At 73.1% G+C, this 19,961-nt stretch carries 18 protein-coding genes; 16 read left to right on the top strand and 2 right to left on the bottom strand.

Translation table 11 applies throughout. The features are described from left to right. Positions 1-70: 70 nt before the first annotated feature. Positions 71-256: a 50S ribosomal protein L28 gene (rpmB, locus tag J0670_RS07765; RefSeq protein ID WP_014138233.1), complete on the bottom strand. Its 186-nt coding sequence runs from the start codon at positions 254-256 to the stop codon at positions 71-73. 282 nt (positions 257-538) lie between these two features. On the opposite strand from rpmB, the gene J0670_RS07760 reads away from it, so the two are divergent. The 10 genes from J0670_RS07760 to mutM all read left to right on the top strand — a co-directional run bounded on the left by J0670_RS07760 (position 539) and on the right by mutM (position 10,411). Then, entirely contained in the window at positions 539-2,170 is a 1,632-nt protein-coding gene (locus J0670_RS07760) for a DAK2 domain-containing protein (RefSeq protein WP_207810651.1), read from the top strand. Between the two features lie 55 nt (positions 2,171-2,225). After that, entirely contained in the window at positions 2,226-4,451 is a 2,226-nt protein-coding gene (gene recG / locus J0670_RS07755) for an ATP-dependent DNA helicase RecG (protein ID WP_207810650.1), read from the top strand. Between the two features lie 126 nt (positions 4,452-4,577). Then, positions 4,578-5,111 carry a hypothetical protein gene (locus tag J0670_RS07750; RefSeq protein WP_207810649.1) on the top strand — a complete coding sequence of 178 codons (534 nt, stop codon included), beginning with the start codon at positions 4,578-4,580 and terminating at the stop codon, positions 5,109-5,111. Between the two features lie 109 nt (positions 5,112-5,220). Further along, positions 5,221-5,805 (top strand): 16S rRNA (guanine(966)-N(2))-methyltransferase RsmD, encoded by a 585-nt coding sequence (gene rsmD, locus J0670_RS07745; RefSeq protein ID WP_207810648.1) that lies wholly within the window; start codon positions 5,221-5,223, stop codon positions 5,803-5,805. A gap of 49 nt (positions 5,806-5,854) precedes the next feature. After that, on the top strand, positions 5,855-6,346 hold the full coding sequence (coaD, locus tag J0670_RS07740; protein WP_207810647.1) for a pantetheine-phosphate adenylyltransferase: 492 nt from the start codon (positions 5,855-5,857) through the stop codon (positions 6,344-6,346). A gap of 187 nt (positions 6,347-6,533) precedes the next feature. Then, positions 6,534-7,694: a cell division initiation protein gene (locus J0670_RS07735; RefSeq protein ID WP_207810646.1), complete on the top strand. Its 1,161-nt coding sequence runs from the start codon at positions 6,534-6,536 to the stop codon at positions 7,692-7,694. 162 nt (positions 7,695-7,856) lie between these two features. Further along, a complete protein-coding gene (locus J0670_RS07730) occupies positions 7,857-8,501 on the top strand; it encodes a DUF177 domain-containing protein (RefSeq protein WP_207810645.1) in 645 nt (214 codons plus the stop codon). Between the two features lie 2 nt (positions 8,502-8,503). Further along, positions 8,504-8,677, top strand: a complete 174-nt coding sequence (gene rpmF, locus J0670_RS07725; protein ID WP_035866499.1) for a 50S ribosomal protein L32 — start codon at positions 8,504-8,506, stop codon at positions 8,675-8,677. 20 nt (positions 8,678-8,697) lie between these two features. Continuing rightward, on the top strand, positions 8,698-9,486 hold the full coding sequence (gene rnc / locus J0670_RS07720; protein ID WP_207810644.1) for a ribonuclease III: 789 nt from the start codon (positions 8,698-8,700) through the stop codon (positions 9,484-9,486). Positions 9,487-9,541: 55 nt separating this feature from the next. Next, a complete protein-coding gene (gene mutM, locus J0670_RS07715; RefSeq protein WP_207810643.1) occupies positions 9,542-10,411 on the top strand; it encodes a bifunctional DNA-formamidopyrimidine glycosylase/DNA-(apurinic or apyrimidinic site) lyase in 870 nt (289 codons plus the stop codon). Between the two features lie 59 nt (positions 10,412-10,470). On the opposite strand, the gene J0670_RS07710 is transcribed toward mutM, so the two are convergent. Next, positions 10,471-11,391 carry a hypothetical protein gene (locus J0670_RS07710; RefSeq protein WP_207810642.1) on the bottom strand — a complete coding sequence of 307 codons (921 nt, stop codon included), beginning with the start codon at positions 11,389-11,391 and terminating at the stop codon, positions 10,471-10,473. 336 nt (positions 11,392-11,727) lie between these two features. On the opposite strand from J0670_RS07710, the gene J0670_RS07705 reads away from it, so the two are divergent. The 6 genes from J0670_RS07705 (at position 11,728) to ftsY (ending at position 19,762) form a co-directional block, all read left to right on the top strand. Next, on the top strand, positions 11,728-13,068 hold the full coding sequence (locus J0670_RS07705; RefSeq protein WP_207810641.1) for a hypothetical protein: 1,341 nt from the start codon (positions 11,728-11,730) through the stop codon (positions 13,066-13,068). Positions 13,069-13,181: 113 nt separating this feature from the next. After that, a complete protein-coding gene (locus tag J0670_RS07700) occupies positions 13,182-13,700 on the top strand; it encodes a helix-turn-helix domain-containing protein (RefSeq protein WP_307806430.1) in 519 nt (172 codons plus the stop codon). A 29-nt stretch (positions 13,701-13,729) separates the two neighbouring features. After that, the gene (locus J0670_RS07695; protein WP_207810640.1) at positions 13,730-14,029 is read left to right on the top strand and encodes an acylphosphatase; all 300 of its coding nucleotides are present in this window, start codon (positions 13,730-13,732) and stop codon (positions 14,027-14,029) included. 466 nt (positions 14,030-14,495) lie between these two features. Further along, positions 14,496-14,699 (top strand): hypothetical protein, encoded by a 204-nt coding sequence (locus J0670_RS07690; RefSeq protein ID WP_196946880.1) that lies wholly within the window; start codon positions 14,496-14,498, stop codon positions 14,697-14,699. 165 nt (positions 14,700-14,864) lie between these two features. Next, the gene (gene smc, locus J0670_RS07685) at positions 14,865-18,485 is read left to right on the top strand and encodes a chromosome segregation protein SMC (protein WP_207810639.1); all 3,621 of its coding nucleotides are present in this window, start codon (positions 14,865-14,867) and stop codon (positions 18,483-18,485) included. Between the two features lie 47 nt (positions 18,486-18,532). After that, positions 18,533-19,762, top strand: coding sequence for a signal recognition particle-docking protein FtsY (gene ftsY / locus J0670_RS07680; RefSeq protein ID WP_207810638.1), 1,230 nt, complete (start codon positions 18,533-18,535; stop codon positions 19,760-19,762). Positions 19,763-19,961: the final 199 nt, after the last annotated feature.

The following is a 19,961-nucleotide window of genomic DNA, read 5'->3' as shown; positions in this document are numbered from 1 at the left end:
CGGAAACAGCGAAGCCGGCCCATCCGAGGATGAACCGGCTCACTGGAGGACCGGCATGCCGGTCTGCGCGTCAGCGCGAGACCTTACCGGCCTTGATGCACGAGGTGCAGACGTTGAGCCGCTTCGGCGTCCGCCCAATCACAGCGCGCACCGTCTGGATGTTGGGGTTCCAACGACGGGGGGTACGGCGGTGAGAGTGGGAGATGCTGTTGCCGAAGCCCGGCCCCTTGCCGCAGACGTCGCAGTTGGCAGCCACAGGAGTCACTCCAAGACTTCAGATCAGTTACTTTCGAAAACCCCGCCCACCCACCGGAGCACTCGCGTGAACCAGACCGGACAAGGGGGTGAGCCTGGACGGTTCCAGGCAACCGGAAGAGCATACAACGCTTGCTTCCGTCCCACGAAATTACCACGACCGGCTGAGTGATCGCTCCGGTCGCCGGTCGGGGCGGCCCTCCCCGGCCCCCGATAACCTGCCGGTATCACCCCTCGCCGTTCACTGTCCGGTCATCGCGGCGTCCCATCCGGAGGAGACCTGGTGCTGCACACGCTCGACGCCCCGGCCGTGCGCACCTGGTGCCAGCTCGCCCTGCGCGCGCTCGGCCAGGCACGCGAGGAGATCGACTCGCTCAACGTCTATCCCGTCCCGGACGGCGACACCGGCACCAACCTCTACCTGACCGTCGAGTCCGCCGCCGCCGAGGTGGAGAGCCGCTTCGCCGACCCCGCCGCCGACCCGGCCCCCGGGCTGGCCGACGCGGCCCGGGCGATGGCCCGCGGCGCCCTGGTCGGCGCTCGCGGCAACTCCGGGGTGATCCTCGCCCAGTGGCTGCGCGGCACCGCCGAGACGCTCGCCGAGGGCGGCGGCGCCGAACAGCTGCGGGCCGCCCTGCAGCGGGCCGCGGACTCCGCCTACCAGGCCGTCGCGGAGCCCGTCGAGGGCACCCTGCTGACCGTCGCCCGGGTCGCCGCGCGCGAGGCCGTACGGGCCGGGGACGGCCTCGCGCAGGTCGCCGACACCGCCTACCGGGCCGCCCGGGACGCGCTGCGGCACACCCCCGAACAGCTCGCCGTGCTGGCCGAGAACGGCGTCGTGGACGCCGGCGGGCGCGGCCTGGTGGCCGTCCTCGGCGCGCTCGCCGACGCCGTCGCCGGGCAGCAGCCGATGGGGCCGGTCGCGCTGCGCGGGGACGTCCGGCCGGTGGAGAGCTGCACGGCACACATCAGGCCGCCCGGCCCCGGCCACCCCGCCTTCGAGGTCATCTACCTGCTGGACGCCCCCGACGGGGCACTGCCCGCGCTGCGGACGCGGCTCGGCGCGCTCGGCGACTCCCTGGTGGTCGGCGGCGGCGACGGACTGTGGAACGTGCACGTCCACGTGGACGACGCGGGCGCCGCCGTGGAGGCCGGCGTCGAGGCCGGGCGCCCGCACCAGATCCGGATCACGCACTTCGCCGAGGCCGCCGCCCGCTCCGGCACCGCCGCCGAGCGCGGCGAACGCGAGGAGCGCGTACGGGCCGTGCTCTCCGTGGTGTCCGGCACCGGCCTGGCCGAACTGTGCGAGCAGGCCGGTGCCGTCGTCCTGCACACCGACCCGGACCGCCGCCCGGCCAGCGCCGAACTCGCCGACGCGGTGCGCCGCTCGGCCGCCCGCGAGGTCGTCCTGCTGCTCAACGACCCCGAACTGCGCGCCGCCGCCGGAGCCGCCGCCGATCAACTGCGCGAGGAGGGCGTGCGGATGGCCGTCCTGCCCACCCGCTCGCCCGTCCAGGGGCTGGCGGCGCTCGCGGTGCACGAGGGCGGCCGCCGCTTCGACGAGGACGTGGTCGCCATGACCTCCGCCGCCGGGGCCACCCGGTACGCGGAACTCGCCGTCGCCGAGGGGGAGTCCTGGACCATGGCCGGGGTCTGCCAGGCCGGGGACGTGCTCGGCCTGATCGACGGCGACGTCGCCGTGATCGGCACCGGGCTGGCCGAGGTCGGCGAGAGCGTGCTGGACCGGATGCTCGGCGCCGGCGGCGAACTCGTCACCCTGATCCTCGGCGAGGGCGCCGACAGCGCGCTCGCCGACCGGCTGGTCGCGCACGTGCGCCAGCAGCGGCCCGAGGTGGACTCGGTGGTCTTCCACGGCGGGCAGGAGTCCACGCCGCTGCTCATCGGGGTGGAGTAGTCGGGGCGGGGCGGACGCCCCGGTTTGTCGGCCCCGTGGTGTAAACAGGGGCCTGATGGGCGCTCTCGATGAACCACTGACCAAGCTCGTCGGCGACCGCACCGCGAAGGTGCTCGCCGACAGCCTCAAGCTGCGCACGGTCGGGGACCTGCTGCACCACTACCCGCGCCGCTACGTCGAACGCGGCCAGCTCACCAGCCTGGACGAGCTGGAGATCGACGAGCACGTCACCGTGCTGGCCCGGATCGAGAAGGTCACCCTGATCCCGTTCCGCGGCCGCAAGGGCGACCGCCTGGAGGTCGTGGTCACCGACGGCCGCAGCCGGCTCTCGCTGGTCTTCTTCAACCAGGGCTGGCGGCAGAAGGAGCTCAGGGCCGGCGCTCAGGGCCTGTTCGCGGGCAAGGTCGGCGTCTTCAACCGCACCCGCCAACTGGTCTCGCCGGACTACCAGCTGCTCGACGAGGACGCGGGGTCGGACGCCGCGAAGCAGTTCGCCGGCCGGTTGATCCCGGTGTACGGCGCCAGCGCGCAGATGCCCAGCTGGAAGCTGTCGATCTGCATCGAGACCGCGCTCACCAAGCACCTCGGCGACGTCGGCGAGCCGCTGCCCGCCGAACTGCGCGAGCGGCACGACCTGATCCCGCTGCCCGAGGCGCTGGAGCTGATCCACCGCCCGCGCAGCCAGGCCGACCGCGAGCGCGCCCAGAGCCGGCTGCGCTGGGACGAGGCCTTCGTCCTCCAGGTCGCTCTCGCCCAGCGCCGGGCCGCCGACTCCGCGCTGCCCGCCAAGCCGCGCAAGGCCGCCGCGGGCGGGCTGCTGGACGCCTTCGACGCCCGGCTGCCGTTCACCCTCACCGAGGGCCAGCGCAAGGTCTCCGCCGAGATCGCCGCCGACCTCGCCACCGAGCACCCGATGCACCGCCTCCTCCAGGGCGAGGTCGGCTCCGGGAAGACACTGGTCGCGCTGCGCGCCATGCTCGCCGTGGTGGACGCGGGCGGCCAGGCCGTCCTGCTCGCCCCCACCGAGGTGCTGGCCCAGCAGCACCACCGCTCGATCGTCGAGATGATGGGCGACCTCGCCGAGGGCGGCATGCTCGGAGGCTCCGACCTGGGCACCCGGGTGGTGCTGCTGACCGGCTCGATGGGCGCCCCGGCCCGCCGCCAGGCGCTGCTCGACATGGCCTGCGGGGACGCCGGGATCGCCATCGGGACGCACGCCCTGATCGAGGACAAGGTCCAGTTCCAGGACCTCGGCCTGGTCGTGGTGGACGAGCAGCACCGCTTCGGCGTCGAGCAGCGGGACGCGCTGCGCGCCAAGGGCGACCAGCCGCCGCACCTGCTGGTGATGACTGCCACCCCGATCCCGCGCACCGTCGCGATGACCGTCTTCGGGGACTTGGAGACCTCCGTCCTGGACCAGCTCCCGGCCGGCCGCTCGCCGATCTCCACCCACGTCGTCCCGGCGCTGGAGAAGCCCAACTTCCTCACCAGGGCCTGGGAGCGGGTCCGCGAGGAGGTCGGCAAGGGCCACCAGGCGTACGTGGTCTGCCCCCGGATCGGGGACGAGGAGCCCGCCGCCCTGCCGAAGGACGGGAAGAAGAAGCGCAAGGCGCCCGAGGACGACTTCGAGGACGTCGCCGACCTCGGGGCCGAGAGCGACGAACGACGGCCCCCGCTCTCGGTGGTGGAGACCGCCGAGAAGCTGGCCAAGGGCCCGCTGAGCGGCCTGCGGGTGGAGATCCTGCACGGCCGGCTCGCCCCGGAGGCCAAGGACGAGGTGATGCGCCGGTTCGCGGCCGGGGAGGTGGACGTGCTGGTCGCCACCACGGTCATCGAGGTCGGCGTCAACGTCCCCAACTCCACCGCGATGGTCATCATGGACGCCGACCGCTTCGGCGTCTCCCAGCTCCACCAGCTGCGCGGCCGGGTCGGCCGCGGCAGCGCGGCGGGCCTGTGCCTGCTGGTCAGCGACATGCCTGCGGGCAGCGCCGCCCGGGCCCGGCTGGAGGCGGTGGCCGGGACCCTGGACGGCTTCGAGCTGTCCCGGATCGACCTCGAACAGCGCCGCGAGGGCGACGTGCTCGGCCAGGCGCAGTCCGGGGTGAAGTCCTCGCTCAAGGTGCTCTCGGTGCTGGAGGACGAGGAGGTCATCCTCACCGCCCGGACGGAAGCCACCCGGCTGGTCGCCGAGGACCCGGACCTCGCCGCCCACCCGGAGCTGCGCACCGCGCTGGAGAGCCTGCTCGACGAGGACCGCGCCGCCTACATGGAGAAGGGCTGACCGGGCATGGAGTAGGGCTGACCGGGCCCGCGCGGCCCGGGAATTGTCAGACCCCCGGGAGAGAATGAAGGTGTTCAGGGCGCACCCTCAAGGTGCGTACCTGGCACGACACTTGGGGGTCCTGCCATGGCATTCCGTCATCTCAACGAGCTCCCGCTGGGCGACAAGGTCTTCCGGATCGAACTCTCCAGCGACGACGACCGAGAGGTCACCCTCACCCTGACCGGCTGGCGCGAGGGGGCGGCCGCCGAGCCGCTCGCCTCGGGCCGGCTCCGCCTGCCGGTCGAGGACGTCGCCTCGCTGCGGATCGCGCTCAACCGCGCGCTGCGGGCGCTGGCGATCGTCGCCGACGTCTCCGAGCCCATCCCCGACCGCGACGTGCTGCGCGAGCTGTACCCGGGGCACGGCGCCCCCTGGGTGCCGCAGCACGAGGAGGAGCTGGTCCGGCGCTTCCACGACGGCGAGACCGTCGCCCGGATCGCGGCCCGCTTCGGCCGTACGCCCGACTCCGTCCGGACCAAGCTGCGCGAGCTCGGGCACGACCCGCGCCGCCCCGAGTTCTGCCCGCCCGACGGCTGCCTGTCCTGGTCCCGCTACGCCTCGCCGGCGCTGCTCGGCGCGGCGGTCCCGGGCCAGGGGGCGGGTTCCGAGGCGAGCTGACCGTCCGGGTGCGCGGGTGCGGTCCGTCGGGCCGCACCCGCTCGGCGTGAGCGCGGTGGGTCGATCGGGATAGCGTGGTCGGGCAGCGACGAAAGGACCTTCCACCACCATGACCCGCGTGATCGCCGGGGCGGCCGGCGGCCGCCGACTGGCCGTACCGCCCGGCCGGGGCACCCGCCCGACCTCCGACAAGGCCCGTGAGGCGATGTTCTCCACCCTGGAGGCGTTGCGCGGGCCCCTGCACGGGGCCCGGATGCTGGACCTGTTCGGCGGATCGGGCGCGGTCGGGCTGGAGGCGCTCTCGCGCGGCGCGGAGCACGTCCTGCTGGTCGAGGCGGACGGCCAGGCGGCCCGGGTGATCCGGGAGAACGTCCGCACGATCGGCCTGCCCGGCGCCGAGGTGCGGGCCGCCAAGGCGGAGAAGGTGATCGCCGGACCGCCCCCGCAGGCCCCGTACGACCTGGTGTTCCTCGACCCGCCGTACGCCGTGACGGACGAGGAGCTGCGCGAGATGCTGATCACACTGTCGGCTGGGGGCTGGCTCGCGGAGGACGCACTCGTCACCGTGGAGCGCAGCACCCGCGGCGGTGACTTCGGCTGGCCCGAGGGCTTCGAGGTGCTGCGTTCCCGACGCTACGGCGAGGGCACGCTCTGGTACGGTCGCGCCGCCGCCGCGGCCGACGAGCAGGAGTAGCGGGCCGCGGCCCGCAGCAGCCGTCACCCCACGAGGGAGCACACACGCCATGCGCCGAGCCGTCTGTCCCGGTTCGTTCGACCCGATCACCAACGGCCACCTCGACATCATCGAGCGGGCCTCGAAGCTGTACGACGTGGTGCATGTCGCGGTCCTGATCAACCGGAACAAGCAGGGCATGTTCACCATCGAGGAGCGGATCGGCCTGATCGAGGAGGTCACCGCCGAGTTCGGGAACGTGGTGGTCGAGTCGCACCACGGCCTGCTGGTGGACTTCTGCCGGGAGCGCGACATCCCCGCGATCATCAAGGGCCTGCGGGCGGTCAGCGACTTCGACTACGAGTTGCAGATGGCCCAGATGAACCACGGCCTGACCGGCGTTGAGACGCTGTTCGTGCCGACCTCGCCGACGTACAGCTTCCTCTCCTCGACGCTGGTCAAGGAGGTCGCCTCGTACGGTGGCGACGTCTCGCACCTGCTGCCGGAGTCGGTGCACGGCCGCCTGGTGGAGCGGATCGCGGAGCGCAAGGCCGAGCAGTAGCCGGGCGGCTGTCCTTTTCTGCCGCTTCGTCACGGATTGTCCAGGGCGGTTGGGGTCGGTTCGGCTCGGACGTTGTGAGCTCGCCGCGCGGGGGCCGTACAGTCTGTATTCCTGCCCTGCGGTGAGGTGCACCGCGCCGGGCCTGCCTCCGCCGGACCGTCGGCGGCACACGGAAAGACGAAGCCCCGTGGACGTGCAGAACAAGGTCGACGAGATCGTGGCGGCGGTCGAGAACGCCCGCTCGATGCCGATGTCGGCCTCCTGCGTGGTGAACCGGGCCGAACTGATCGGCCTGCTCAACGACCTCAAGGCGGCCCTGCCCGCCGAACTCGCCCAGGCCCAGTCGGTGATGGCCGACCACGAGCAGGTGGTGGCCGGCGCCCAGGCCGAGGCCGAGCGGATCATCCAGGGGGCGCACGCCGAGCGCGGCTCGCTCATCTCCGACACCGAGGTGGTCCGCCGGGCCCAGGCCGAGGCGGACCGGATCCTGGCCGAGGCCCGGGCCGAGGTCGAGACCAAGCGCGTCGAGGCCGACGACTACGTGGACAGCAAGCTCGCCAACTTCGAGGTCGTGCTGACCAAGACGCTCGGCGCGGTCGGCCGGGGCCGGACCAAGCTGCGCGGCGACTCCAGCGTCTTCGAGGCCGAGCAGGAGGGCGAGACCGACGGCGAGGAGTTCCGGCCGCAGCGGATCAGCCCGAGCCCCGAGGTGGACGAGTACGTCGATGTGAAGCTCGCCACGCTGGAGAACGTGCTCGGCGCCACCCTGGAGGCCGTCGGCAAGGGCCGCGACAAGCTGCTCGGCAAGCGGCCGATCGACGAGCTGGGCGCCTACCTGGCCGCCGCCGACGAGGCCCAGCAGGCCAAGGCGCGGGCCGAGGCGGTGGCCGCCGGCTTCGCCGCGGACGCCGACGGCGAGGACCTCGCCTGGTACCGCGAGGACGTCCCGCAGCAGCAGACCTGGCCCGAGCAGGCCCCGGCCGCGGCGGGCTGGCAGGCCCCCGGGGCCGACCAGTACGCGGCCGCCCAGCAGCAGGGCGGGCAGTACGCCGAGGTGTACGGGGGCGGCTACGACCCGGCCGCCCAGGGCGACCCGTACCAGGCCCAGTGGGCCGAGCAGCAGCAGGGCGGCTACCCGCAGCAGCAGGACTACCAGGGCCAGCAGCAGGGCGGCTACGGCTACCAGCAGCAGGGCTACGGGGCCCAGCAGTACGACGGCTACGACTACCCCGCGCCGCCCGCGACTCCGCCGGCCGTGCCGCACCAGCAGCAGGGCCTGGACGAGACCAGCTTCTTCGACACCAGCATGATCGACATGACCCGGCTGAGGGAGCTCGGCGGGCGCTGAGCGGACCGCGTGGGAGTCTCCTGACGGGACCGAAGTTGGGCCTGGCGGGAGACTCCGGTAGTCTGACCACTCCGGCATCCCCATGTCCGGCTCTCGGCTTGCCCTCGCAAAGTCGACTTGTATGGGGAATCATCGATCATTTCCTATGGAAGTCAGGACACCTTGAACCGCCTCGACCACCGCGACCCCCTCGTGTTCGACACGCACGAGCTGGGACGTCGTCCGGGCGCGCTGCGCAAGGTGAGCCGAACCCTGGAGGCCCCCGAGGGCTTCGGGATCATCGACGTGATCGGCGTTCCGGAGAAGAGCCCGATCGAGCTGGAGCTCCGCCTGGAGTCCGTGGTCGAGGGCGTGCTGGTGACCGGCACCGCCGAGACCCACGTCGAGGGCGAGTGCGTCCGGTGCCTGGAGCCCGTCGACTTCGACATCGACGTGGACTTCCAGGAGCTGTACTACTACCCGGAGTCCGACGAGCGCCACCGCGCCCGGACCGCCGGGGCCGAGGACCTCGACGAGGACTCGGAGGAAGAGACTTACCGCCTGGAGGGCGACTTCTTCGACCTCCAGCCGGTGCTGCGTGACGCGGTGGTGCTCGCACTGCCGCTGCAGCCGGTGTGCCAGGAAGACTGCCTGGGTCTGTGCTCCGAGTGCGGAGCGCGCCTGAGCGACGACCCGACACACCACCACGACGCCGCCGACCCCCGGTGGGCGGCTCTGCAGGGACTCTCCGCCGCCCCCGGCGACGAGGGTGACGGAATCAAGAACAGCGACACCCGTGAGGGTCTCGCCGAGAACCAGGAGAAGTAGCCGTGGCTGTTCCGAAGCGGAAGATGTCGCGCAGCAACACGCGCCACCGCCGTTCCAACTGGAAGGCCGTTGTCCCGGCCCTCGTGGCGTGCGACCGCTGCCACGAGCCGAAGCTGGCGCACATCGCGTGCCCGAGCTGCGGCACGTACAACCGTCGCCAGGTCCTCTCGGTCTGATCGGCGGGGTGTACGGATCGATGTCGGACGGTAACTCCACCCGCAAGTCGTCCTCCGCCTCGAAGGGTTCTTCGGGCGGTGGCAAGGCCGGCGGGCCGGCTTCGACCGAATACGACGTCCTGGAAGGGCGCCTCGGGTACACACTTGAGCGCGCCCTTCTGGTACGTGCCCTGACCCACCGCTCGTACGCGTACGAGAACGGGGGTCTGCCCACCAACGAGCGCCTGGAGTTCCTCGGCGACTCGGTGCTGGGCCTGGTGGTGACCGACACCCTCTACCGCGTCCACCCGGACGTCCCGGAGGGCACGCTCGCCAAGCTGCGCGCCGCGGTGGTCAACTCCCGCGCGCTCGCCGACGTCGGCCGGGGCCTGGACCTCGGCGCGTTCATCCGCCTCGGCAAGGGCGAGGAGGGCACCGGCGGCCGCGACAAGTCGTCGATCCTCGCCGACACCGTCGAGGCCGTGATCGGGGCCATCTACCTGGACCAGGGTCTGGAGGCGGCCACCGAGTTCGTCCACCGGCTGTTCGACCCGCTGATCGAGGAGTCCTCTCAGCTGGGAGCCGGCCTGGACTGGAAGACCAGCCTCCAGGAGCTCACCGCCTCGGTGGGCATCGGAGTGCCCGAGTACGTGGTCATGGAGTCCGGCCCGGACCACGAGAAGACCTTCACCGCGGCGGCCCGGGTGGCTGGCGAGGACTTCGGCAGCGGCGTCGGCCGCTCCAAGAAGGAAGCCGAGCAGAAGGCCGCCGAGAGCGCCTGGCGCGCGATCAAGGAGAAGTACGCGGACCGGCTGCCCGCCGGCGCCTGACCTCGGAGTAGCCTTCACTCCTGCTGATCCCGTCTTCCGCAGGAGGCCTGTCACCGTGCCCGAACTCCCCGAGGTCGAGGTCGTCCGCCGCGGTCTGGCGAACTGGGTCGCGGGGCGGACCGTCGCCGACGTCCAGGTGCTGCACCCGCGCGCGGTGCGCCGCCAGCCGGCCGGCCCGGCCGACTTCGCGGCCCGGCTGACCGGCACCACCCTCGGCAGCGCCCAGCGGCGGGGCAAGTACCTGTGGCTGCCACTGGCCGGCAGGGGGGCGGGATTCTCGCTGATCGGCCATCTCGGGATGAGCGGCCAGCTCCTCGTCCAGGACCCGACGACGGCGGACGAGACCCACCTGCGGGTCCGGCTGCGGTTCACCGACGGCGGGCGCGAGCTGCGCTTCGTCGACCAGCGGACCTTCGGCGGCCTGGCGGTCGAGGAGGCCGAGGAGGACGACCCGGAGGGCACGCCGGTCTCCATCGCGCACATCGCCCGCGATCCGCTCGACCCGCGCTTCGACGACGAGGCCTTCGTGGCCGCGCTGCGGGCCAAGCGCACCACGGTCAAGCGCGCGCTGCTCGACCAGACCCTGATCAGCGGGGTCGGCAACATCTACGCCGACGAGGCGCTCTGGCGCGCCAGGCTGCACTACGACCGCCCGACCGCGACGCTCACCCGCCCGCAGGCCGCCCTGCTGCTGGCCCACGCCCGGGACGTGATGACCGCGGCGCTCGCCGTCGGCGGCACCAGCTTCGACAGCCTGTACGTCAACGTGAACGGCGAGAGCGGCTACTTCTCCCGGGACCTCGACGCCTACGGCCGCGAGCAGGAGCCCTGCCGTCGCTGCGGCACCGCGATCCGGCGGGCCTCCTGGATGAACCGCTCCAGCTACTTCTGCCCGCGCTGCCAGCGCCCGCCGCGGGCCCGCTAGGGTCCTGTCTCCTGGGCCCTTGCCGGGGCCGACAGAACCCGGGAGACAGGCCCCGGCGCTCAGTGCTTGGCGAGTTCGGGCCGGTCGGCGGTCGCCTCGCCGGGGGCGCCGTGGGTGTCCTGGCCGAAGTAGGCGACGCCGACCGCGGACACCACCGCGAGCAGGAAGCCGGCCACGCCGAGCCAGCCCAGGCCCGCCTTAGAGGAGTCGCCGAGCCAGAGCACGCCGACCGCGCCGGGCAGCACCGTCTCGCCGACCACCAGGGCGGCGGTCGCGCCGTTCACCGAGCCGATCTGGAGCGCCACGGTGTGCACGTACATGCCGCCGAGGCCGCCGATCAGGATCGCGTACAGCGCCGGGTCGGAGAGCAGCCGGCCGAGGTCGAACGGTTCGAGGCCGTTGAGGATGCGCACGCCGACGCCGAGGGCGCCGAAGCCGAGGCCGGAGAGCAGACCGGCGACGATCGCGCCCTTGGAGCCCATCCGTCGCACCAGCAGACCGCCGCCGACCAGCAGCACGGTGGTGATGATCAGCAGCCACCAGTGGAAGGCCATCGCCGCGTGGTGGCCGCCCTCCGGGCCGGCCGAGACGGCCAGCAGCACCAGCGCCGAGCAGAGCACGCCGATCGAGGCCCACTCCAGCTGCTTGAGCCGGATGCCCAGCAGCTTGATGCTCAGCACCGCGGTGATCACCAGGTTGGCGCTGATGATGGTCTGGGAGAGGAACAGCGGCAGCAGCCGGGCGGCCAGCGCGCCCAGTCCGAAGCCGATCAGGTCGAGCACCGTGCCGAGGATGAACTCCCAGGTGACGGCGGCCTTCGCGGTGGAGGAGAGGCTCGGCCCGCCGTGCTCGGTGGTCGAGGTGGTGGCGCCCTTGGCGGCCTCCTCCCGGGCGGAGCGGCGGGATCCGACGGCCTGCAGGACCGAGCCGGTGCCGTAGCAGGCGGATGCCGCCACGGCCGTGACGAGGCCGATGATCACCGAGCGCTCCGATCGGGAGTTGAGTCAAGAACAGGTAATGGGACCAGCGGTCCGGGACCAGTGTGCCCGTTCGCGCGGTACGGTCGGGACGCCCCCCGGAGTGCCCCCGCGATGCCTCCGACCGGCCTGGGCCCGCCGGGACGTACGTCCGGCCGCCCCGGGTGGTTCCCGTGCCCCACCCGTTTCAGGGTCGACCTGGGACATTTCATCCGTGAGTAGGGGAGTGGCTCATCCCTGAGAAGGGGAGCGGCCCCGGCGGACGGCGGGGACCCCTGGCCGTACCAGTATGCGAAGGGTATGGCGTGCTCCGGCGCCAGTCACGGTAGCGTCGAGGGCATGAGAACCCTTGCACGACGTTCCCGGGGCACCGGGCCGCTTGCCCTGGTGGCGGCGCTGCTCGGGCTGCTGCTCCTGCTGGCACCGGCGGCCTCGGCCGCCGGCGGGCTGAGCGACGCCTCCACCACCCTCAAGCAGGGCAAGGTCTACGTCGACCCGGCGATGACCAGCCGCTTCAGCCAGAGCCAGGCGGACGCCCTGACCAAGAAGATCGACAAGGCCGACAAGCCGATCTTCGTCGCGGTGGTCCCCGACGCTCCCTCGTACAACTCCAAGACGATCTTCCAGGACCTGCGCACCAAGGTCGGCGTCGACGGCGTCTACGCGGTCTGGCTGGGCGACAAGTTCGACGCCCGCGCCGACCAGGGCGCCCTGTCCAAGGGCACCCCGCAGCGCATCGCCGGTGCGGCCTTCCGCTCGCACCAGGGCGACATCGACGGCACCCTGAACGACTTCGTCGACCAGGCCGCCCCGCAGACCAAGGGCACCGGGGTCAACCACACCACCTCGATCGCCTGGGTGGTCATCCCGGTCGTGCTGGTGGCGCTGGCCGGCGCCGGCGTCTTCCTCCTCTTCCGCCGCGCCAAGAAGCGCAAGGAGGAGCAGGCCCGCGCCGAGCTGGAGCAGCTGCGCCGGGTCGTCGACGAGGACATCACCGCCTTCGGCACCGAGCTGGAGCGGCTCGACTTCAACCCGCGCGCCACGGACGCCGACGACGCCCAGCGCACCGACTACAGCCACGCCCTGGACTCGTACGAGAAGTCCAAGCGGCTGATGGACGAGGCGAAGAAGCCGGAGGACGTCAAGCAGGTCACCGAGGCGATCGAGGACGGCCGGTTCCAGCTGGCCACCCTGGCCGCCCGGCGGGAGAAGCGCCCGCTGCCCGAGCGCCGCCCGCCGTGCTTCATGGACCCGCGGCACGGCCCTTCGGTCAAGGACGTCGACTGGGCGCCGGCCGGCGGCGCCGCCCGTTCCGTCCCGGTCTGCCAGGCCGACGCGGACCGGGTCGCGGCCGGTCTCGACCCGGCGGTCCGCACCGTCGACACCGAGCACGGCCCGCAGCCGTACTGGAACGCCGGCCCGGCCTACGCGCCGTACGCGGGCGGCTACTACAGCAGCTTCGGTGGTGGCCTGCTGCCGGGCCTGCTGGTCGGCACCATGCTCGGCTCGATGATGAGCACGCCGGCCTACGCGGCCGCGCCGATGATGGACCACGGCTACCAGGACCAGTTCGAGGGCGGTGACTTCACCGGCGCCGACTTCAACGGCGGTGACTTCAGCGGGTTCAGCGGCGGTGGCGACTTCGGCGGTGGCGGCGACTTCGGTGGCGGGGACTGGTGACCCGCTGATCCGGGTGTGATGCGTCGCGGCCCCGCCGGTCTTCCGGCGGGGCCGTTTCGCGTTCGCGGCGCCCGAGGGTTTGAGAAGGCAACCCGGTGTGGCAGGCTGGCGGAGTGACCTCCGACACCTCCGCCCACGGCCTCCCTGTCGCCCACGGCCTCCCCGCCGTCCCCGGCCGGCCCTGCTCGATGGCGGCCGCGCTGCAGGTGATCGGCGAGAAGTGGGCGCTGCTCGCGGTGCGCGAGCTGTTCTACGGCAACCACCGCTTCGACCGCATCGCCCGCAACACCGGGGCGCCGCGCGACCGGCTGACCGCGCGGCTGCGGGCGCTGGAGGAGGCCGGAGTGGTCGAGCGCCGCCGGTACAGCGAGCGGCCGCCCCGCTACGAGTACCACCTCACCGAGGCCGGGCGGGACCTCGCCCCGCTCGCCCACGCGCTGCGCGCCTGGGGCGACCGCTGGCTGCTGCCGGACTCCCCGGTGACCTTCGCGCACGAGCCCGAGGGGCACGAACCGCACCCCTACGACCCCGCCTGGGTCTGCCGCACCTGCGGCCGGGAGGCCCGGCGCGGCGAACTGCACGCCGAGGTGCACAGCCCGGGTTGGACGGTCGAGGGCCCCGTGGAGCTGTGACCGCGCCCGCGGTTCGTTAGGGTCGGGGCATGCACGGTCGCGACGCCCACAGTGAGGAACCGGTCCGGGTGACCGCCTGGGTCCGGGGGAAGGTCCAGGAGGTCGGCTTCCGCTGGTGGACCAGGGCGCGGGCGCTGGAGGTCGGCCTGACCGGCTACGCCAGCAACCTCGGCGACGGCCGGGTCCAGGTGGTGGCCGAGGGCCTGGCCGCCGACTGCGAGCTGCTGCTCGCCCTGCTGCGCGGCCCGGACACCCCCGGCGCGGTGAGCGGCGTGACCGAGATCTGGACCGCCGTCGGCGCCGGCTACGAGGGCTTCGAGATCCGCTGAGCCTCCGGCCCCCGGCCCGGCCCGTTCGTGTCCCACACGTGTCCCGCTCCGCGTCCCGCGCGCGCCGTGGTCGTGCCCCGGCCGCGCCCGGAAATGATCCGCAACCGTCGGTGTCATACGGTTGCCATCCGGGCAGACTCGTGGTTGACTCCGCATCGAACGATGATCCACGAGCACGTGGCGGACCCGGGCCCGAGACCCCCAGGCGTGACGACACCGCCGGGCAGGTGACAGGGGCGCGGTAGCGTGCGGTGATCGTGTTGACCCGTACCGTCTTTGGTGAGACGCTTGAAGCCCGCGCACACGATCGCGTCTCCCGGTAGGTGCATGCCCTCGTGAGCCCAGCTCACGGTGGTTGTGCCGTAGTGCCCAGCCAGCACTTCGGGTGCGCGCCGCGCGTGCGTCCCCCTTCCCCCTAGACCTGTACCGTTCCGGTTCGGTCACTCAGCGTGGAGGACCATTCATCATGGCAAAGGCGCTTCTCGGGTACGTCGGCGGCCCCGACCCGCGAATGCTCTCCGAGATGCGACGGCTTCAGCAGCGCGTCCAGGACCTTGAAGCCGAGCTCCTTCGGATGCAGGCTGAGAACGACGCTCTCACCGCTGTCGCTGACGAGCACTCGCTGCTCAACAGCATCGATCTGGAGCAGCGGGAGCCGGCGCTCACCTGAGTCCCGCTCCGGTCCTCACAGATCGACGCCGCTGTGCACTGAGCCGCCCCGAAAGGGATGCAGCTTTGCAAGGGACGCCCGGATGTGGCGTCCCTTCGTCGTGTCCGACTCCGGATACAGTCGCACGCTGAGGCCCCTGGCGAGCGATACGAGGAGACCGGCCGCGTGCACCTGAAGAGCCTGACGCTGCGCGGGTTCAAGTCCTTCGCCTCCAGCACCACCCTGCGCTTCGAACCGGGCATCACGTGCGTGGTCGGCCCGAACGGCTCCGGCAAGTCGAACGTGGTCGACGCGCTGTCCTGGGTGATGGGGGAGCAGGGGGCCAAGTCGCTGCGCGGCGGCAAGATGGAGGACGTCATCTTCGCCGGGACCAGCGGGCGCGCCCCGCTCGGCCGCGCCGAGGTCAGCCTCACCATCGACAACGGCGACGGCGCCCTGCCGATCGAGTACTCCGAGGTGACGATCACCCGGACCATGTTCCGCAACGGCGGCAGCGAGTACGCGCTCAACGGCGAGACCTGCCGCCTGCTGGACATCCAGGAACTGCTCTCCGACTCCGGCATCGGCCGCGAGATGCACGTCATCGTCGGGCAGGGCCAGCTCGACTCCGTCCTGCACGCCGACCCGATGGGGCGACGCGCCTTCATCGAGGAGGCGGCCGGCGTCCTCAAGCACCGCAAGCGCAAGGAGAAGGCGCTGCGGAAGCTGGACGCGATGCAGGGCAACCTCAACCGGGTCCAGGACCTGGTGGCCGAACTGCGCCGCCAGCTCGGACCGCTCGGCCGACAGGCCAGGATCGCCCGCCGGGCCGCCGGCATCCAGGCCGACCTGCGCGACGCCCGGCTGCGGCTGCTCGCCGACGACCTGCTCACCCTGCGTCAGGCCGTCGAGGCGGAGGTCGCCGACGAACTGGCGCTGCGGCTGCGGCGGACCACCGTCGAACAGGAACTGGCCCGCGCGGTGCAGCGCGAACGGGTCCTGGAGGCGCAGGTCCAGCAGCTCGGACCGAGCCTGGAGACCGCCCGGCAGACCTGGTACCGGCTCTCCGCGCTCGCCGAGCGCACCCGCGGCACCATCGGCCTGGCCGAGGCCCGGGCCCGGCACGCCGCCGCCGGGGGCCAGGCCGAGGAGCGGCGCGGCCGCGATCCGGAGGAGCTGGAGCGCGAGGCCGAGCGGGTCCGCGAGGAGGAGGCCGCGCTCGCCGAGGCGCTGGAGGAGGCGCGGTACGCGCTGGCCGAGGCGGTCGAGCGCAAGGACGAGCTGGAACGCGCCCTGGCCGCCGAGGAGCGCCGACTGCGGGACGCCGCCCGGGCCATCGCGGACCGCCGGGAGGGCCTGGCCCGGTTGCAGGGGCAGGCCGCGGCCGCCCGTTCCAAGGCCGCCTCCGCACAGGACGAGATCGGCCGGCTCACCGAGGCCCGGGACGAGGCGCTGCTGCGCGCCGAGGCCGCACAGGGCGAGCTGGACGAGCTCCAGCGGCAGGTGGACGGCCTGGTCGGTGACGACGAGCGGGCCGAGGGCGGATACCGCCGGGCGAGGGAGGAACTGGCCGGCATCGAGCGGGAGTTGGCCGCCGCCCGGGAGACGGCCGGGGCCGCCGAGCGCGAACGGGCCGGGCTCACCGCGCGGCACGAGGCGCTCTCGCTCGGGCTGCGCCGCAAGGACGGCACCGGCGCGCTGCTGGCGGCGGGGGAGCGGCTGGCCGGGCTGCTCGGCCCGGCGGCCGCGCTGCTGCGGATCGAGGCCGGGTACGAGGTGCCCGTCGCGGCGGCGCTCGGGGCGGCGGCCGACGCGGTGGCCGTCGACTCGCCGTCCGCCGCCGCCGAGGCGCTGCGGCTGCTGCGGGCCCAGGACGCAGGGCGGGCCGCGCTGCTGATCGCGGGGGCGGCCGAGGTGTCCGGTGCGGCGGGAGAGTTGCCGGGCGGGGCCCGCTGGGCCGCCGAACTGGTGGACGGGCCGACGGAGTTGCTCGCCGCCGTGCACGGCCTGCTGGCCGGGGTGGCGGTGGTCGACGACCTGGACGGGGCGCTGCGGCTGGTCGCCGGGCACCCGGGGTTGTCCGCCGTCACCGCCGAGGGTGACCGGCTGGGCGCAGGCTTCGCGCACGGCGGCTCCGGCGGTGCGCCCAGTCTGCTGGAGACCCAGGCCGCGGTGGACGAGGCGGCCCGGGCGGTCGAGGAACTCGCCGTCCGCTGCGCCGAGTCGGCCGAGCGGCTGGCCGAACTCACCGAGCTGCGCCGGGAGTCGGCCGCCGAGGTGGAGCGACTCGCCGAGCAGCGGCGGCAGGCGGAGAAGGAGCGGGCCCAGGTGGCCGGCGCGCTGGGCCGCCTCGGCGGGCAGGCCCGTGCCGCCGCCGGGGAGGCCGAACGGCTGTCGGCCGCCGCGAGGCGGGCCGAGCAGGGCATGGCCGAACTGCTCGTCACGGCGGATGAGTTGGCCGAACGGCTGGCCGTCGCCGAGGAGTCCGCGGAGGCCGGGGAGGACGAGCCCGACCCCGCCGAACAGCAGCGGCTGGCCGAGGCCGCCTCCGACGCCCGGCAGGCCGAGCTGGAGGCCCGGCTCTCGGTGCGCACCCACGAGGAGCGGGTCCGTGCCCTCGCCGGCCGGGCCGACCAGTTGGACCGGGCGGCGCGCGCCGAACGCGAGGCGCGCGCCCGGGCCGCCGAGCGCCGGCGGCGTGCCGCGCACGACGCAGGGGTCGCGAACGCCGTCGCGGCGGGCGCCCGGCAGCTGCTGGCCTGCCTGGAGGTGTCGCTGGCCCGCGCGGACGCCGGGCGCGCGGCGGTCGAACAGGCGCGCGGCGAGCGCGAGACCGAGCTGCGGGACCACCGGGAGCACGGCCGCGCCCTCAAGGAGGAGCTGGACAAGCTGGTCGACGCCGGGCACCGGGACGAGGTGCTGCGGGCGGAGAAGCGGCTGCGGATCGAGCAGTTGGAGGCCCGCGCGCTGGAGGAGTTCGGCATCGACGGGGGCGAACTGCTGGCCTCGTACGGGCCGGACCAGGCCGTCCCGCCGTCCACCCCCGGGGAGGGCGAGGAGCCGGGGGAGCCGTACCCGTACGTCCGGGCCGAGCAGGAGAAGCGGCTCAAGGCCGCCGAGAAGGCGTACCAGCAGCTGGGCAAGGTCAACCCGCTGGCGCTGGAGGAGTTCGCCGCGCTGGAGGAGCGCCACAGGTTCCTCGGCGAGCAGCTGGACGACCTCAAGCGCAGCCGGCGCGACCTGATGGACATCGTCCGGGACGTGGACCAGCGGGTCGAGCAGCTGTTCACCTCGGCGTACCACGACACCGCCGCCCAGTTCGAGGGCGTCTTCGCCCGGCTCTTCCCGGGCGGCGAGGGGCGGCTGGTGCTGACCGACCCGGACGACATGCTCACCACCGGGGTCGAGGTGGAGGCCCGCCCGCCGGGCAAGAAGGTCAAGCGGCTGTCGCTGCTGTCCGGCGGTGAGCGCTCGCTGACCGCGGTGGCGCTGCTGGTGGCGATCTTCAAGGCCCGGCCCAGCCCGTTCTACGTGATGGACGAGGTGGAGGCGGCGCTGGACGAGACCAACCTGCGCCGGTTGATCGGGATCATGGAGGAGCTGCGGGAGAGCTCCCAGCTGATCGTGATCACCCACCAGAAGCTGACCATGGAGTCCGCCGACGCCCTGTACGGCGTGACGATGAAGGGGGACGGGATCTCGCAGGTGATCAGCCAGCGGCTGCGCGTGGGGTCATCTCCCGGCCGTCAGGCCGGGGGAGACCACGAGGAACGGCGGACGGCGAGCGTCCGTACGGTGACGGTCTAGAGCGGCTGCGGTCCATCCGGGCTCCGGTCACCGATACTGGAGCAGTTATGGAATACGTGATTCTTGCCGTAGTCATCGCCGTGATCGCCATCGGCGCGATCGCGGGCCTCGTCGTTTCCGGCAGACGACGCCAGCAGCTGCCCCCGAAGTCGCAGGCGCCGGTCATCACGGCGCCGAAGACCACCCCCGCGGAACCGCAGGTCGGCGAGGAGGCCGCGCCGCCTACCGAGGAGCCGCGCCGCACCGTCGAGGAGGTGCCGCTTCCCGAGGCTTTGGGCCCGGAGGCCCCGGAGACCGTCGAGGAGACGGTCGAGGTCGCCGAGGCCGAGGCGGCGCCCGCCGTCGAGGTCCCCGAGCCCACCGCCGGCCGGCTGGTCCGGCTGCGCTCCCGGCTCTCCCGCTCGCAGAACTCGCTCGGCAAGGGCCTGCTCTCGCTGCTCTCGCGCGAGCACCTGGACGAGGACACCTGGGAGGAGATCGAGGAGACCCTGCTCACCGCGGACGTCGGCGTGGCCCCGACCCAGGAGCTGGTCGAGCGGCTGCGCACCCGGGTGAAGGTGCTCGGCACCCGTACGCCCGACGAACTGCGCGGCCTGCTGCGCGAGGAGCTGGTCGAGCTGGTCGGCAAGGACGCCGACCGCTCCGTCCGTTCCACCAAGCACGAGGAGGGCCCGGCCGTGGTCCTGGTCGTCGGCGTCAACGGCGTCGGCAAGACCACCACCACCGGCAAGCTGGCCCGCGTCCTGGTCGCCGACGGTCGCAAGGTGGTGCTCGGCGCGGCCGACACCTTCCGGGCCGCCGCCGCGGACCAGTTGCAGACCTGGGGCGAGCGGGTCGGTGCGCGCACCGTGCGCGGTCCCGAGGGCGGGGACCCGGCCTCGATCGCCTTCGACGCGGTCAAGGAGGGCATCGCCGAGGGCGTGGACACCGTGCTGATCGACACCGCCGGCCGACTGCACACCAAGACCGGCCTGATGGACGAGCTGGGCAAGGTCAAGCGGGTCGTCGAGAAGCACGGCCCGGTGGACGAGGTGCTGCTGGTGCTGGACGCCACCACCGGCCAGAACGGGCTGATCCAGGCCCGGGTGTTCGCCGAGGTGGTGGACATCACCGGCATCGTGCTGACCAAGCTGGACGGCACCGCCAAGGGCGGCATCGTGGTCGCGGTGCAGCGCGAGCTGGGCGTGCCGGTCAAACTGATCGGTCTGGGCGAGGGTGCGGACGACCTGGCGCCGTTCGAGCCGGGCGCGTTCGTGGACGCGCTGATCGGGGACTGATCGAAGCGGGGCCGACCGAAGCCCCCGTGAGTGAAGGGTCCGCTCCCGTCAGGGGGCGGGCCCTTTCGCGTGCCTGCGCGCACGGCCCGGAGGCGGGCCGCCGCGTCGGAGCACCGCGGTCAGGACGCCATCCAGGCCGGCTCGGTGGTGCGCTCGCGGCTGCGGTGGCAGGCGTAGGCGAGGGTGCCGAGCAGCAGCC

The sequence above is a fragment of the Streptomyces sp. FH025 genome, from assembly GCF_017427025.1.
Lineage (GTDB): Bacteria > Actinomycetota > Actinomycetes > Streptomycetales > Streptomycetaceae > Kitasatospora.
This window is presented reverse-complemented; position numbering and strand designations above follow the sequence as displayed.